This window comes from Nitrospira sp. Ecomares 2.1, from assembly GCF_965152585.1.
Genome location: NZ_OZ224219.1, coordinates 1,222,451 through 1,238,051 on the forward strand (window position 1 = coordinate 1,222,451; position 15,601 = coordinate 1,238,051).

Consider the following 15,601-nt stretch of genomic DNA (forward strand, 5'->3'; position numbering starts at 1 on the left):
ATCCCAAAATTAGTTCTTCCTATCTGCCATGACCTACGACCTCAGGGCTGATGAGCGGCCTTTTAGTTTGTAGGCCTTTCCTGTCGACGTGAAAATACTTCATATATTTCATGATTTACTTGAAACCGGAGGGACTCCGTTTCAAGTAAGAAGCTTGGTTCAGGCTCAGGCTGATCTTGGTCACGATGTTCTTGCTGTCTCGTATAAGGGTGACTCTGAAAGAATTTCCTCAAATGTTCAGTCCGTTCAATTGGGAAAAGGTTTGCGCAGTGTGTTGCAATTTCGGAAGGTCTTGCAATCGTTTAAACCTCACATCATTCATTTATCCGGTATCTGGATTCCGGTTCATCATGTCTGGTTGAAAGAGGTTTTTCGTTTTGGTGTACCCTGTATTATTTCAACGAACGGGAATTTGAGCCCCCATGGATTCGGTGTCCGTTTTGGAGGAAAGCGAACGCACTTTTACCATATTTGGAGAAAAGAACTATGGCATAAGTATTTTGATGCCCCAATGCTTAAAGCCGTAGCATGTGTTCATACCCCATCAAAATACGAAGCGGAAATTCTGGCAGAGCTTGGAGTAACAAAACGGTTTGTAGCGCCGGTCGGTATTAATGCATCCTGGATAAAGTCTCAGCCATGTGATGGTAGGAAATTGAACGATCCGGTGACCTTTCTCCATTTAGGTCGACTGGATATTTTCCATAAAGGATTAGATTTAGTTTGCGATGCGGTTGAGGTTCTGATGCGTTCCCCGAACCCCAAACCATTCCGTGTCATAATGGCTGGTCCGTCGGTAAATGATTCTATGGAAAAACTTAAAAAGCGTGTAGCGGGGATAGGAAGCGAGATTTTTGATTTTAGAGATTATGTCTCAGGGGAAGAGAAGAAGATGCTTTGGACCGAAGCAGATTATTTTCTTAATGTGTATCGTTATGCTGGCATTGCGCTTGCTCCCTGTGAAGCCTTAGGGAATGGTATTCCTCTCATTGCCTCATTGGAAGGGAATCTTGGGGATTGGACGCAGCGAATGAACATGGGAATAACCGTGCCCCTGAGTGGTACGCATTTGGCTGATGGGATGGCTACGGTTTTGGAATATTCAGAGGATATGTATCAACGGGTTTCAGAGAATGCAATGAAATTTTGTTTGAGCTACTCCTGGGAAAAAGTAGCGCAAGACTTGGTTGATGAATATAAACGAATCATCGATGACTATTCTTGCGGGATGATGCCATGAGTTTGAGTAGAGGGTCTTGTATCGCGTTGTTTAAATCTGAATCCGCATTACCGTGATGGTATTGAATCGTTGGGGGAAAAGAGGCGGTATTTCACTTGTTGACCAGGCGATACATGGCGGTACGAATTTTCTTATCAACATTATTCTCGCTCGCTGGTTGAGCCCGAACGAATATGGCGCGTTTGCCGTAGCATATACGATTTTTCTTCTTATTGGCGCCATTCACACCTCAGTGATGATAGAACCGATGATGGTATATGGGGCAAAGAAATACATCGAAACATTCAGAGGGTATATCGGGAGTCTCTTGTTAGGACACGGAGTGTTCTCGGTCTTAGTGTCTTTTATTTTAATCGTTTCTTCCCTAACATTCTTGGCTTTTGACTCTAAGGAGCTGGCTGATGCCTTTCTGGGCTTAGCTATTGCAAGCCCTTTTATTCTTCTACAGTGGATGATTCGGCGAAGTTTCTATGTCGTTTCCCAGTCGACGTGGGCCCTTGCAGGAAGTTTTATGTATTTCACATTGAATGCATTGATGATATTTCTCCTTTTTCAGAAGGCTTCCCTAACCCCGTATTGGGCATTTTTGTCGATGGGTTTTATCGGTTTACTTGTGAGTGTTTGTCAGTTGCGCATACTTAAACCTGAGTTTAAATGGACTGGGCCTTTAAGTCTTTATTCGATTTTTCATGATCATAAGGAATTCGGAGCATGGAATATTGTCGGAACAGTTATCAAATGGGCGTCGACCGGTATTTTAACAATTATGGTATCGGCCTTTCTTGGTCTAAAAGCAGCTGGAGTTTTGTCTGTAGTGCGAACCCTTTTCCGACCGCTAGATCTTATGTTGAATGCTGTTTCACTCGTTGCATTACCCGTACTCTCTTCCGTTCAGGGTGAGCATGCTTCGATTGAACGACGCAAGAAAATGCGTGATCTTCTTTGGTTGGTCTGTGGAACGGTAACGCTTTATGGGATCCTTCTTTCCTCGTTTTCCGAATTCATACTTCATTATCTTTATAAAGGGATTTATGATGGCCATCGCCACCTTTTTGTGTTGATATCCCTCAGCTTTGTTGCGTCTTCCTTTGTGTTTGTATACACGCTGGGACTTAAATCGATTGGAGTAACTCGCGAAATTGCCAAAATCTGGAGCACGTCCGCAATTGTAGTTTTCGTTGGTTCAATTCCGATGATTAATGCCTGGGGAATTCCTGGAGCGTTGACTGTTCAAATATTTTCCATTTGTATTGCTGGGTATCTTGCCTGGTTGGCAGTGAGGCAGAAAATTCTTGCATAGAAAAGGGAAAAATTAGTTGAAGATTTTGCATTGGTATCCCAATCTTTTGAGAGGTGGTGCTGTTGCGAATGGCGTATTGGGTTTATCCCATAGTCAGGCGAAACTCGGGGCGGATGTTGTCATTGCGACTGCCAGCACCACCACCGAACCATTGTATTATTCCATAGAGCGTCCCAAGGATGTAGAGCTCTTTGAGTGGCACCCAAGGTGGTTCATAAATTTTCAAGGGCGAGGATTGCGTATCCTATCCAGAAATACGATTAAGAAATTGCAATCATTCGAACCCGAAATTGTGCACGTCCATGGCGAATTTAACATAGATAATTTGCATGCCTGCCGAATATTTCACTGTCCAGTTGTATTGAGCCCCCGTGGAGCATTTGCCCCACGTTTATTAAAAAGAGGAGTTGGCCTGTGGGGTGGGAAATATGCCTATCTTAAGCTAGCAAAAAAGATTTTATATGAAAAAGTCGTTGCATTTCATGGGCTTTCTCCATTGGAAAAAGTGCAAATTGAGGAACTTCTTCCAATGAGTCACGTCTATTGTGCGGCTCAAGGACCAAATCTTCAATTAGAAAAATACCTGATACCTGGAGTGAGAGAGGAAAGCTTTGACGCAATACAATTGATTTGTGTGGGTAGATTGGATGTCTACACAAAAGGATTAGATTACTTGGTGCAGGCTTTTGCCTATGCCGTGAAACGTATGCAAGGAAAGCGTCTTTGTCTAAGACTCATTGGCCCAGATTGTAGGGGCGGAAAAGAACACCTGAGGCGACTGGCCCGAAGCTTAGGTGTCCTTGGACAAATCACGTTCGAAGGTGTGGTCATAGGAAAGGAACTCATCCAAGCCTTGAAGGCATCTGATATTTATGTCCAGATGTCGAGATATGACGGTTTTGGGCAGAGTGTTTGTGAAGCCCTGTTGATGAATAAGCCTGCTATCCTTTCTCGAGAAATCGGTTGCATCTCATATGCAGATATTGAGGATATGTCGCATATAAGGAAAGTTCATCTAAATGGTGGTGAAGCGGGTGATGCCATCATTGACTTTGCTGGACGCCTTAATGAACTTAACTCTTTGGCAAAGTTTCATAGCAGTCAATTAAGGACCATTTTTTCTTGGGAAAGCGCAGCCCGGGCCCACCTTAATGCCTATGCGCAGTTTTCCGGAAGTCGCCTGCCAGCGTACAGTAATTAATATCATGCAAAGGGACAGAGTATTGGAAAAGGACCGAATGAGACAGGCCGCGCCCATAGTCCTGTCTGATGGGGTTTTGGCATCAAATCTCTTTCGACTCTTTGAAAAAGAGGGAATTGGTTATGTACTGGTGGGGGATTCCCGGGAGTATCCAGCAAAAATATTGAGTGATGTGGATGTAGTGATTGAGCCGGAGTGCGTTAGTAAGCTTGTTCCCTGTCTGATGAAATTTTGTGATCTTTATAATTTAAAACTTATTCAGATTCTTCAGCATGAACAATCGGCATGGTTTTTTGTTTGTTCCTGGACCGGTAATGATGGCAAGCATCATGTTTTTTACCCGGATGTTTGCACTGATTATATTCGATGGGGAAGGCGATTCTTAGGGGCTCGCTGCTTGTTGTCCGGGCGTATTCGAAAGCAGGTTGACGCAGATGGTCAGCAATGTTCTTTTTTTGTACCCGCTCCTGAACAGGCGTTTATCTATTACCTATTGAAAAAAATTGATAAAGGTTTTTTGGCTCCCAGTCATCAATCCTATCTGAGCGGAGAATGGAAAAAAGCGCAGAAGGAATCAAAGAAGCAGTTGAAAAAATTTTGGAAGGAGCCGGAGGTAGAAATGCTTTGTGACGCAGCAGAATTTAATTCGTGGAATGAGGTGTGTGATGCCTTGCCTAGGCTTCGAGTCGCTCTTCGCGAAAATCTCCCCTTTTCATTCAAAAGTTTTGCTTTAGATGTGCAAAGAAAAATTCTAAGAATAATGAAGCCAACAGGAGTTCATGTTGTCCTTCTTGGTCCGGATGGGTCTGGGAAAAGCACCATTCTGGAATGTATTGAAGGAACACTGGCATCTGCCTTTCGTAGGACCAAGCGGTATCATCTCAGGCCATTTTTTGGAAGTCCTCAACATGCTCGAGAACCAGAACCGAATCCGCATGGTAAACCGGTGAGGGGATTCCTGCCTTCCCTGATTAAGCTTGGGGTCTGGTGGATTGATTTTACCATTGGATATTTTATCAGTGTGTTTCCATTTTTGGTTCGTTCGACGCTTGTATTGTTTGATCGGTATTATTTCGATTTAGCCATTGATCCTAGGCGATATCGATATGGTGGTCCTCTTTGGTTAGCGAAGCTTTGTGGGAATTTCATCCCTCGGCCGGATTTAGTGATATTGTTGGATGTTCCGGCAGAGGAATTGTATTCGCGAAAAGCAGAAGTTTCGATAGAGGAAAGCCATCGACAACGACTAGCTTACCGTGAATTTGTTGGCGCGTTGCCAAATGGACATATTATAGATAACTCGGATCGATTAGAGGAAACGATCCATAAGGTTGAGGCTGTCGTACTCAATTATATGGCGATCCGTGCCATCTCCAGTCTTGGTCATGTTAAGCACTGAGATGAGGGCTCTAAGCCTATTTCCACCGGATGCAGAGATTAGGGCTCTCCCCACTTCCAAAAGCCCGCGGTTGCTTCTTGCTGGGGCGACCGTAAAACGTCGCTGGCAGGAAAGTGCTTTTTATCCTGCTCATAGAAGAATTGCCAAGTGTTATCGTTTCTTCTTGCGTTTAAAAGTGGCAACAGGATTGGGTTTAATGGCGCCCGTGGTAAATCATCATGCAAGTATCAAAGAATTGATAGGTGACATTTTTCCAGATGTGGATTCCGCTGCACTACTCATTGGGACTGCAGGACCCAATCAGAAAAATACTATCCAATTATGGAGTCGAGAGAGGGGCGTCGTTGGGTACATAAAGTATGCCGAGACGCACATTGCTCGCTCCAGGCTAGAAAACGAGTTCAAAATGTTGGAGCGTATTCCTAAGGGAGTTGGTCCAGAGGTACTGAAGTACACATCCTTTAACGACGGGAATGCCCTGGTCCTCAGTCCCATAGTTGGACGTGCTATTTCAGTAAGTATGCATCCGCCATCCTGGATTCACGAATTTTTGAATGGCCTTCAGATCTCACCCTGCGAAGGAATAGGAGAACACCCTGGAGTAAAAATTTTCCAGGCGAAATACGGCAGTGCTGTCCTACCTTGGCTTGAGTCTCTTTCTCATCGAAAATGGCCCGTTGTGTTTTATCATGGTGATTTTGCACCTTGGAACCTGCTGCATTGGTCAGGTAGAAATGCCGCTGCGATTGATTGGGAGTACGGATTATCAGAATCCCTTCCGCACCTTGATTTAATCCATTACCTTTTACAAGTAGGGCGATTGATCCGGTTTTGGACTCCCCGCCAAACAAGGGTATTTGTCATTAACTACATGCTGAGACACTTCTCATTAGACCTTGAGGAGATCGAAGGATTAGTGAGGCTGTTAGCCTATCATGTTTATCGTGAGGCAATTGCTGACGGTCATTTGGAAAATACCAATCGTGTTCTTTGGTGGAGGTCCGTATGGGAATGCGAAAAGTGAAGCGACTGAAAGTCCTGATCTCAGCCTATGCTTGTGAGCCGGGGAAAGGTTCAGAGTCTGGTGTCGGCTGGAACGTGGCTCTGCAAATGGCAAAATATCATGATGTCTGGGTGATTACTCGCATCAATAACCGATCTAGCATAGAAGCCGCATTAGAGCAGTATGATCAACCTAAGCCTCATTTCCTCTTTTATGATCTTCCCCGATGGATGCGTTTCTGGAAGAAGGGGGGAAGAGGCGTCAGAGCCTATTATTATATGTGGCAAATGGGAATTTTGGTATTGATCCGGAGGCTGCATCGCACAATGACCTTCGAACTAATACACCATGTGACATTCGTGAGATTTTGGACCCCGAGTTTTCTCTCTTTTCTCCCAATTCCATTTTTGTGGGGACCCATTGGTGGAGGAGACACTACGCCAAAGGTGTTGCGTAATCAGTTGGACTTTAGGAGTAAACTCTACGAGACAGGTCGACATCTGGCTTTGTGGATTGGAGAACATGATCCGTTTGTGTGGCGCACAGCAGCAAGAAGTCGTATGGGCATTGCCACGACAAAAGGAACCGCAAACCGCTTAAAAAGGCTGGGGGTTTCTAATGTAAAAGTCTACGGTGAGGCAGGACTAGAGAAGAGTGCAATTGCCCAACTCTCGCAATCCTCGCAAAGGTCGGATTCTTCGTTTAGGTTTGTGACAATTGGAAGACTCTTAGGCTTTAAAGGGGTTTTCTTTGCGTTACGAGCATTTGCTCACGCAAATATTCCGCATTGTGAATATTGGATCATTGGTGATGGTCCGGATAAAAGAAGATTGGAGCGACTAGTCGTCTCTCTTGGTATTGCAGAACGGGTGAAATTCTTCGGCGAGATTCCCAGGTCCGAAGCGCTGCGTAAACTTGTCGAATGCAACGTCCTTGTCCACCCCAGTTTCCATGAGTCAGGTGGTTGGGTGTGTTTGGAGGCCATGGCTGCTGCACGACCCGTCATTTGCTTAGATCATAGCGGGCCTGCCACCCAAGTAACAGATGAAACCGGAATCCTCATTGCTGTAAATTCTGCCGAGCAGGTATTGCGGGATATGGGGGAGTCAATGAAGAGGTTAGCTGGTGCGCCTTCTCTTTGCGAGCAAATGGGCAGAGCAGGCCGGGAAAGAGTGTTGCAAGATTATAGCTGGGATTCCAAGGTTGATGTTCTCAACGAGTTTTACCAGGAAGTGGCATTTCAGGGAACGTCCTGAAACGATTGTGTCATGGTCTCCTAAGACCCCGCATTCCACAACGCCAGAAAACCTTATTCTTTATCGATAGGCCTCAGATTAACCCCTCATTCAATTTTCTTATCCATAGACTACTGCTCTAGATAAGACGTGCCCCATAACAACAATGGAAAATAAGCTAAGGGTTTTGCTTGCCCACAATTTTTATCAAGAGCCGGGTGGGGAAGATGAAGTTTTTGCTGCAGAAGGCAGGCTCCTCGAAGCGAATGGCCATAAGGTCATTCGATATACCTTACATAACGACTCCATTCAGAATTGTTCGAAGTTTGATCTCGCCAAAACGCTCATTTGGAATACCAAGGCGTATCATGATCTTCGTATGATCATCCAACGGGAACGACCGCACATTGCTCATTTCCATAATGTCTTCCCGTTAATCTCTCCTTCGGCATTTTATGCAAGCCAGGCGGAGAAAGTCCCCGTGATTTTAACCTTACACAATTATCGGCTCCTGTGCTCCAACTCACTTTTTTATAGGGACGAAGCCGTATGTGAGGATTGCCTGAAAAGTACCTTCCCAGTTTCTGGAGTTATTCATGGATGTTACCGAGAAAGTCGCGTAGAAAGTGCTGGGGTAGCAGCCATGCTTAGTATCCATCGAATTTTGGGGAGCTGGAAGAAGAAGGTCAGTATTTTTATCGCACTAACGGATTTTGCGAAGAAAAAGTTTATTGAAGGAGGATTACCAGAGGGGAAAGTTGTGGTTAAACCAAACTTTGTCGAGCCGGATCCAGGGATTGGGAGGGAGAAAGTACAAGATTACGCGTTGTTCGTTGGGCGCCTTTCCTCCGAGAAAGGTCTTAGTACACTGTTAGGTGCCTGGTCAGAGCTCCATGATCGGATCCCACTCAAGATCGTCGGCGATGGACCGCTTGCTTCCCAGGTTCGTTCTGCTTCAAGTGCTCTTAGGGGAGTCGAGTGGTTAGGACGGTTGCAGAAGGAGGAGGTCTTATTGGCCATGAAGCAGGCGATGTTTTTGGTCTTCCCATCCGTTTGGTACGAGGGGCTTCCTATGACAATCATTGAAGCATTTTCTGTCGGGTGCCCCGTTGTTGGTAGTGCGATTGGAGGAGTGAATGACCTGATTGCTTCTGGAAAAACCGGTCTTCATTTTCGTGCCGGGGATGTAGAGGACCTGGTGAAACAAGTAACCTGGGTTCTTGCTCACCCTACCCAAGTGTTGGAGATGCGGAGGGAAGCTAGACAGGAGTATGAAACACATTACTCGAGTGCAGGAAACTATAGAAATTTAATAAATATTTACGCCCAGGCTAGAAGTGAGGAAAAGGGCCAGGTCTTTTCATAATAGTAAGCGCAAGCAAGCCAAAAATTGAGCAATAGAAAACGATGAACGTCATTGTAGAATTACTAGGTATGAGAAGCTGGCTGTTCGGGTTGCTTGCGCTATCCACAGTACTTTATGGAAGAATTTTGACAGAGTTAGGCGGGCCGGCAGTTGTGAAGTTTTTTCATTTTGCCTTAGTGGCCATTTTCGCAATTCTTCTTCTTCCGTTTTTGAGTAATTCTATTTCCTGGTCGCTTGTTTATGGGCTTTTATTGCTCTCCTGGGTTATGGTTTTAAGTGCAGTCATCAATGGTGCTGGCTTATTAAATATTTTGCTCGATTTCCTGATACTTTCCGAGCCATTTCTTCTTTTAGTCCTGATGATCAATCGACCGATGTCCAAATCACAGATTCAGACCTTTCGTTGGCTGCTTGTGGTTTTTATTTGTATCCATGTTGGATTATCGTTTGCTCAGGCTCTCGCAGGTGGAGGAACCGATGACGTTAAAGGTGTTTTCCTTGAACAGGGCGCTGGGCACCATGTTGCCGGGGCCGTTGCTTTGACGGCAGCAGTGTATTTTTTTACGGCCCTGGAAAATTTTTCTTTACCTGTACGGGCCATTATTAGTCTCATTATAGCTAGTGTGGTCATTCTTTCGGACTCAAAACAAGTGATTGCTGTTTTTTTGTTGGGGCTCGGTTGTTTATTGTGCACAAAACTGGGAGATATTCGGAAATTTTTTATATACGTTTTACTGTTTATGACTTCAGGGGCGGTGCTTCTATTTTCGGCCTTTACTATTTTTCCGGCGCTTACGACCTGGGCGGATCTGAACTTGATTCTAAAAGGGTTGACTGTAAAGTTTGGGATTTTACCCCTTCTTTTTTCTCACTATGACTCGGTATTGAATTGGATTTTTGGTTTAGGGCCAGGACATACCGTTGGCAAGTTGGCTTTCATGTTGCCTCAGTATGAGGAACAGCTTCGTTCTTTAAGTGTGTCGTTTTCATCTGTGACTCAACATGCATGGAACTATCAGCAGGGAAATTATCTTTCCCATTCCGTTACAGGGTCGAGCATGTGGTCTCCTTTTTTCTTCTGGGCCGGGCTATGGGGTGATCTTGGGATTTTGGGTGTTGTATCTTACGGACTGCTTTGGGTCATTGTAATTTTGCGCATCTGTACGAACGATCTCGCTCGTTTTCTCGCCTTCACAGTGCTAATTTTTGGGATCGTCTTTTCCTGGTTAGAAGAACCCGGCTATATGCTATTTGTGGTGACCATTATTGGACTTAGTTGGCAGGAGCAACAATCTAGATTGCCTATGCAAGGTTTGGAGATGGAGAAAGAGTCGTCATTGCAATGTTAATTAAGTGAGAACGCGGGAATGGATAATGGAAAGTTGCTCCACGAAATCCGGGGCCTATGCTTGGAAGGAAAGATGGATGTCATAATCAGGGCTATGAACCCTTAGCCCTATCAGTTTTTGTCGGTTAAGTTAATATTCTAGAGAGAGTATTGTGAGGCAATAGATTTTCGGGGTGAAAACCTATTGCCTCACTTCGGTCTCCCAATAGCTTTTAAAAATTCCGAGGTTATAACTCCTGACTCCCAATTAGAACGTTATGTTTGTTTCAGGAGCGAAGACTCATCGGAGCTTTAGTTCTGTTTTGTTAGGGTTGGAGGGGGGGCAGGGGGATAGATGCAATCCATTGCCAGATTCGTCGCAAGCGAGTTCGGATGTATAAAAAATGAGTTTTGATCCTGCTTTGCAGTTGATTGCCATTCAGGGAAACGTATACTTTTCCCTCCTTCCCCCAGTCGAAATGCTCCTGGATGTGAGGGCTTCATCCATATGTTTCCATCTGAAAATAAGCCATTCAGGAATATGGAATGCGGATCTGTAATCAACAAGGCATGATCGCCTGAAATGATATTATTGGTTAATTGCCATCGCTCTGTTTTGTGCTCTATTCTTTCCCCTGTTTCCCAATTGTTGACCATTCGGGTAAACGGAGCCTGCACAATAAGTTGATACCCCCGGTTGGCATAAATCCGGCTTCCAGTTAATGTGAGGTCAGGTGTTTGCACGGTTCGAAATCCCCACTGATTATTCTGGTAAATTTTGGCGTTGGTTATGGTGATCCGTTCACTGGCTTCGACGAATAATCCGTACGTTCGGTTTCCACACCAACGGCCGTCTTCCATCCGAATATTTCGATTGTCATAGTCTAACCAAAATCCCGTGGTGTGGTTCCCTTGTGCCATGTGACGTCTAAAAATGGCATCATGAATTTTCAAGCCTTTAAAGCCAGCCACTCCCCAGTTAACGAACTCCCCTTTTACTCCCCTCCAATTATTGCGTAACGCTTTGTCATCCTCAGATAGGAGGTTCTTGATCGTAGAGATCTGATACCCTGAAGCACCATTGTTGCTGGTCTCATTTCGTTTGCTTGTTAGGTTTTGGATGTTATGCAAAAAATAACCCATGCCATTATTCCAGGAAAAGAGAAGGTCCTCCAACGTAACATTGTTTCCATCTGTAATGACTAAAGCGCTACCGAGATAATCAGAAGCGGCGTGCTGAAAGGTTAGGCCTTTGAGAACAAGATTTGTTTTTCCCTTTATAAGTACTGGGCGGCTACGAATGGCGACTTCAATTAAACTTTCAGAAGGGGTTAATCCTTCAGGTAGGGCAATGAAAAGCTGGCTGGTGCTTTCTGTCGCAAAAAATGTCCCAGCTACTAATTCATTTGCCGACAAGACCTGTTTTAATGGAATTCCATTGACGAAAACCATTTCTTTTCTTCTCACAATATGACTTACGTTGACCCTACCTTTCCAACTTTCTGGAAGTGATTTCACTCCCCACTTATAGGGCCAGGCATGAACGAAGATATTGGGAATTTTTGTAGGTTTCCAATTTCGAAAAACATCTGATCCGGAAATGATAGCTTTGCCAATTTCGGTCGCCTCAAAGACAATTGGAGGATCTGAATCCTGTGGATTGACGATTAATTGGAATTTTTCCCGGTAGACACCAGGGGCCACAAGAATTTTTGTGCCAAGTCCAAGCTCACGATTTTCAATGGCTCTTGTTGTGGCCTGCCCCACGGTTTTGAGTGGCAAGTCGGCAGTTCCCGGATTAGAATCAGAAGCAACGAGGTGTTTATTGTTGACATAGATGGTTCGATCTACCTCTATGAGTCCTAAGGGGAGCGGGGCTCCATAGGAACTGGCTTGCAATATATTCGGTAAGCCTAAGACGAATAATATTGAACACAATTTCACATAGTTCAGAACGTTTACCCTGAGATGTACTAAAACTTTGCTCATGCTCTCTCCTTTATTGTTAATTCACCACAGTAACAAGAGGTACGAATTCTCCTTGCACAAAATATTCTCCTGGTATATCACGAGGTCAAGCTTATGGATTCAGAATGACCTTCAGGCAAGTAAGGTCTAGTTTAGACTGAAGTTCTCAGCTGACGATCTATTGTTCTTGACCAATGCCGACTTAGGGATTTAAGTAACTCAGAAAAAAGGGAAAAAATGGTAAAGAATGAAGAGAATGGATGAGGAGAATGGATGAGTTAAAAATTCAAGGTAACGATGTGAATACTTTCAATGGCAATAATTGATTTCACCTGGAAAATTTGCAAAAAGTAATATTAAGAGGCCTTCATCATTTCATACTAAACAACTTTGGTGCTTAATGGAAGATTCGATTTCAATTATAATGGGCATTCTTTTTTGGACTCATGCAATTATAACCCTACAGCTATACACCTGAAATGTGGCGTATCAATTTTGTGGATCTATTAGAAGAATTTCAAGGAAGAGGAGCACCCAGATAGAGGGGCACTCCATAGCAAAAAGAATTAAGGGACCTTCAACGCAAAAATAGACAGAAAATTAAACTTACAATATTCTAAAAGACGTCGAATAAAATCTTGTGGACCAATTGGAATTCAGTCGAGACCCCGATAGGTGCAATTATCTAAAAGGGCTTGGCCTGACTCCGGTTGTACGGTAAAGGCAAAGGTTGATGTCTGATCTTGGTTCATTGAAGTTTGCCATTCACTAAATGTCAGGCGGTCGGCCGCCGCTTGAAATGGTTTGGTGTTAGATGCGCTTGACCAAAGATTCCCGTTAGACTTCAATCCCGGTCCTAAGGGATTCTTGAAACTGCTTTGGACTAATAGTCCATCACCAACAATAATGTTATTCTCCAACGTCCATTTTTCTGCACCAAGGTTAAGTCTTTCTCCTGTTTCCCAGTCGTTTACCCCTCTGGTCTTCTGTCCTTGGACTCGAATCTGGGGACCTCGATTGTGGTAAACCTGGCTTTCTGTAACATTGATCTGACTTGAATTCACAATCCTGATTCCCCATTCCTGGTTTTGGTAAATCTTCATGCTTGTTATTGTTAGAGGGCCTTGGGTGGCCTCAAGGAATAAGCCATGCTTGAGATTTCCACAGGATACTCCATCTTCAATTTCAATGTTCTTGTTATCGTAGTCTAGCCAAAAACCGGCAGTGTGATTTCCTTGGGCACGATGACGACGAAATATGGCGTCGTGTATCCCCATGATTTTTGTTCCGGCAACTGCCCAGTAAACGAAATTACCCTTTGCCCCTCTCCAGTTATTGAATGAGGTCTCATCATCTTCAGAAAGATAGTTTTTTATTCTCCAGGCTGTGTGCCCGGGACCTCCATTGTGTGTCGAGACATTTCGTCGTGTTGTCACATTTTGTACATTATAGAATTGATATCCTCCCCAGTTATTCCAGGCGAACACACAATCTTCAAGGTAAACGTTTTTCGCATTGGTGATACCGAGGGCGTGTCCGACAAGACCAGATGCGTCATGTTGAAATCTTAGTCCTTTTAAGACAAAATTGCTTTTTCCTTTTAAAGTGAACAGTCCCTTCTGAACTGCTACTTCAACCTCGCTCTGCTTTATGTCAACATTGTCTGGTAAAAAAATCGTCACTTCCGAATTTTCCTCTGAGACCGAAAAATCTCCCGGCTTCATCTCAGAATGCAAATCTACTTGATTGAACTTGATTCCATTCACAAAAACCATTTCCTGACGTCGGACAATTGGTTGGAGAATGGTTTTGCCTTCCCATCCAGGAGGATACGGCCTCACCCCCCATTTGAATGGCCATTTATGTGTGTAAATATTTTTATGTTTTGTTCCCTCCCAGTTTTCCCAGATTTCTGAACCGGAAATAATGGTCTTCCCGTGTTCAATAGCTTCAAATGTAATAGTCGGATCCAGTTTCTTGCTGCTGAATTCCATATGAATTTTCTCTCGATAAACCCCGGGATATATAAGAATTTTTGTACTGAATCCTCTTTTATGATTTTCTAGAGCAAGGGTTGTTGCCATTCCTATGGTCTTAAGAGGCAATGCCTTCGTTCCTGGATTGGAGTCTGATGCGTGAGGCGGGAAGTTATTGACATGAATAACCCTATCCGATTGAAGCGCTTGGAGTGCGTTTGGCGCTCCGATGGCTGCAAAGATTTGTAATGGTATAAGGAACGTACAAAAAAATCCCATTGCGTAGAATAAACGAAATGTATAATTCAGCCTGATTCTGTTTTTCATTTCAAAGCTTCCAAAGTTTCTTGTGACATAAAAGCCAGATTCCTTAAACGACTGCAGTTCGTCAGACGATAAACTTCCAGCAGGATTTTCCTCGCATGGGAATTTTGGACCCCACAAGAATCCGGAGTATGGTTATTAAATCGGTAAATCGTTTGAACTCTCTCTGTCCAATTTCTTTAGATAGCGAAAGGATGCTGGTGTAATTACCAGGAATAGGTTAGTCAGCCCATGGTTCTTGACCAGGCAAAAGGGCTGTTCGAGTCATCCTGGGGCTTTTAAGATTCCCTCCGAGGGATCGCAATAGGATTGGCAATGGGATGGAGGTTTATGAATGCAATCAGAGTCTCCTGTAAATCCAGTCAGGTATGTATCGTTTTTGTTTATTAAACGCAATGCCAAGAATGTTTCCACCACTTTCGATGAGTTTATCTCTTGAGCTTTGAACTACGTGGGAACGAGAATGCACTGCTTCCATTACGAGCACTACACCATCAACCAACGAGCAGAGGGCCAAGCCATCATGTGAGGAGCTTATTGGTGGAGAGTCAATGAGGATATAGTCGAACTGCTTTTGGACTGGCTCCCATGGGACCATATCTCGCGATAACCATGACGTGCTTGAATTCGAGTCATGATTTTCTGAAAGGAAACAAAGGGAAAGAGATTGTTGAGGGTGGGGGATTCTTGATATCGACAGATCAAGAGAGCCTCCGTGCCTAATGGTTGATTCCAATGGGATTTTAGGTTCCACATGAAATGCCTGATGCTGATCCGCATGCCCTGGACATGTATCGACAAGTAGTACTGACTTATTGTTCTGCTTCGCTAATAGCATTCCAAACTCTCTGACAATTAAAGAAGTACCTTCACCTTTACCTGAACTAATAAATTGAATGATATTTCTCCCTGGCGGAGGAAGAAGTGAAGAAATACTTTGGCGCATACGCGCCATTTCATCCTGCATTTCCAGTGCTGGCAAGGGGGAGGTAAAGGAGGGCGTATAGGATGGCGTATAGGTAGAATTGACAGAAGGGAAATCGGATCTTTGTTCCTTCTTTTCCAATTCACGCTTATCATATGCATATTGTAAAGCTTCAAAAACTTTGCTCATTCATCTAAACCCTTCTTGATCCATTCGGTTACATCGACTTTCCTTATTGCTGAACATCTTGTCGCCTTTTCGATTCAATTTAAAGCTATGGGGTGGTTTGTCATTCGTCGTGTTCGTTAGTGGTAACATTCGTCCATTTGATCTTTGG

Annotated in this window: 11 protein-coding genes; 8 read left to right on the forward strand and 3 right to left on the reverse strand. The window is 44.1% G+C overall.

Going from position 1 to position 15,601, the window contains the following annotated elements; translation table 11 throughout:
* Window positions 1-88: 88 nt before the first annotated feature.
* The 8 genes from ACWHYD_RS05430 to ACWHYD_RS05465 all read left to right on the forward strand — a co-directional run bounded on the left by ACWHYD_RS05430 (window position 89) and on the right by ACWHYD_RS05465 (window position 10,093).
* A complete protein-coding gene (locus ACWHYD_RS05430; RefSeq protein WP_447964894.1) occupies window positions 89-1,240 on the forward strand; it encodes a glycosyltransferase in 1,152 nt (383 codons plus the stop codon).
* 55 nt (window positions 1,241-1,295) lie between these two features.
* Entirely contained in the window at window positions 1,296-2,540 is a 1,245-nt protein-coding gene (locus tag ACWHYD_RS05435) for a lipopolysaccharide biosynthesis protein (protein WP_447964895.1), read from the forward strand.
* Window positions 2,541-2,556: 16 nt separating this feature from the next.
* Window positions 2,557-3,741, forward strand: a complete 1,185-nt coding sequence (locus ACWHYD_RS05440) for a glycosyltransferase (protein ID WP_447964896.1) — start codon at window positions 2,557-2,559, stop codon at window positions 3,739-3,741.
* A 37-nt stretch (window positions 3,742-3,778) separates the two neighbouring features.
* Window positions 3,779-5,140 carry a dTMP kinase gene (locus ACWHYD_RS05445; protein ID WP_447964897.1) on the forward strand — a complete coding sequence of 454 codons (1,362 nt, stop codon included), beginning with the start codon at window positions 3,779-3,781 and terminating at the stop codon, window positions 5,138-5,140.
* A 70-nt stretch (window positions 5,141-5,210) separates the two neighbouring features.
* On the forward strand, window positions 5,211-6,164 hold the full coding sequence (locus ACWHYD_RS05450; RefSeq protein WP_447964898.1) for a hypothetical protein: 954 nt from the start codon (window positions 5,211-5,213) through the stop codon (window positions 6,162-6,164).
* A complete protein-coding gene (locus tag ACWHYD_RS05455) occupies window positions 6,146-7,399 on the forward strand; it encodes a glycosyltransferase family 4 protein (RefSeq protein WP_447964899.1) in 1,254 nt (417 codons plus the stop codon). The genes ACWHYD_RS05450 and ACWHYD_RS05455 overlap by 19 nt, the downstream gene beginning before the upstream one ends.
* A gap of 145 nt (window positions 7,400-7,544) precedes the next feature.
* Complete coding sequence (locus ACWHYD_RS05460; RefSeq protein WP_447964900.1) at window positions 7,545-8,744, forward strand: glycosyltransferase family 4 protein; 1,200 nt, start codon at window positions 7,545-7,547, stop codon at window positions 8,742-8,744.
* 41 nt (window positions 8,745-8,785) lie between these two features.
* The gene (locus ACWHYD_RS05465; RefSeq protein WP_447964901.1) at window positions 8,786-10,093 is read left to right on the forward strand and encodes a hypothetical protein; all 1,308 of its coding nucleotides are present in this window, start codon (window positions 8,786-8,788) and stop codon (window positions 10,091-10,093) included.
* Window positions 10,094-10,383: 290 nt separating this feature from the next.
* On the opposite strand, the gene ACWHYD_RS05470 is transcribed toward ACWHYD_RS05465, so the two are convergent.
* The 3 genes from ACWHYD_RS05470 to ACWHYD_RS05480 form a co-directional block, all read right to left on the reverse strand.
* Complete coding sequence (locus ACWHYD_RS05470; RefSeq protein WP_447964902.1) at window positions 10,384-12,060, reverse strand: right-handed parallel beta-helix repeat-containing protein; 1,677 nt, start codon at window positions 12,058-12,060, stop codon at window positions 10,384-10,386.
* Between the two features lie 635 nt (window positions 12,061-12,695).
* A complete protein-coding gene (locus ACWHYD_RS05475; RefSeq protein WP_447964903.1) occupies window positions 12,696-14,342 on the reverse strand; it encodes a right-handed parallel beta-helix repeat-containing protein in 1,647 nt (548 codons plus the stop codon).
* A 337-nt stretch (window positions 14,343-14,679) separates the two neighbouring features.
* On the reverse strand, window positions 14,680-15,453 hold the full coding sequence (locus ACWHYD_RS05480; RefSeq protein WP_447964904.1) for a CpsD/CapB family tyrosine-protein kinase: 774 nt from the start codon (window positions 15,451-15,453) through the stop codon (window positions 14,680-14,682).
* Window positions 15,454-15,601: the final 148 nt, after the last annotated feature.

Bases quoted from the DNA above. Each gene is read 5' to 3' on its own strand.
- ACWHYD_RS05470 (WP_447964902.1), bottom strand. From the start codon at position 12,060: ATGAGCAAAGTTTTAGTACATCTCAGGGTAAACGTTCTGAACTATGTG.
- ACWHYD_RS05480 (WP_447964904.1), bottom strand. From the start codon at position 15,453: ATGAGCAAAGTTTTTGAAGCTTTACAATATGCATATGATAAGCGTGAA.
- ACWHYD_RS05435 (WP_447964895.1), top strand. From the start codon at position 1,296: ATGGTATTGAATCGTTGGGGGAAAAGAGGCGGTATTTCACTTGTTGAC.
- ACWHYD_RS05475 (WP_447964903.1), bottom strand. From the start codon at position 14,342: ATGAAAAACAGAATCAGGCTGAATTATACATTTCGTTTATTCTACGCA.
- ACWHYD_RS05445 (WP_447964897.1), top strand. From the start codon at position 3,779: ATGAGACAGGCCGCGCCCATAGTCCTGTCTGATGGGGTTTTGGCATCA.
- ACWHYD_RS05455 (WP_447964899.1), top strand. From the start codon at position 6,146: ATGGGAATGCGAAAAGTGAAGCGACTGAAAGTCCTGATCTCAGCCTAT.
- ACWHYD_RS05465 (WP_447964901.1), top strand. From the start codon at position 8,786: ATGAACGTCATTGTAGAATTACTAGGTATGAGAAGCTGGCTGTTCGGG.
- ACWHYD_RS05460 (WP_447964900.1), top strand. From the start codon at position 7,545: ATGGAAAATAAGCTAAGGGTTTTGCTTGCCCACAATTTTTATCAAGAG.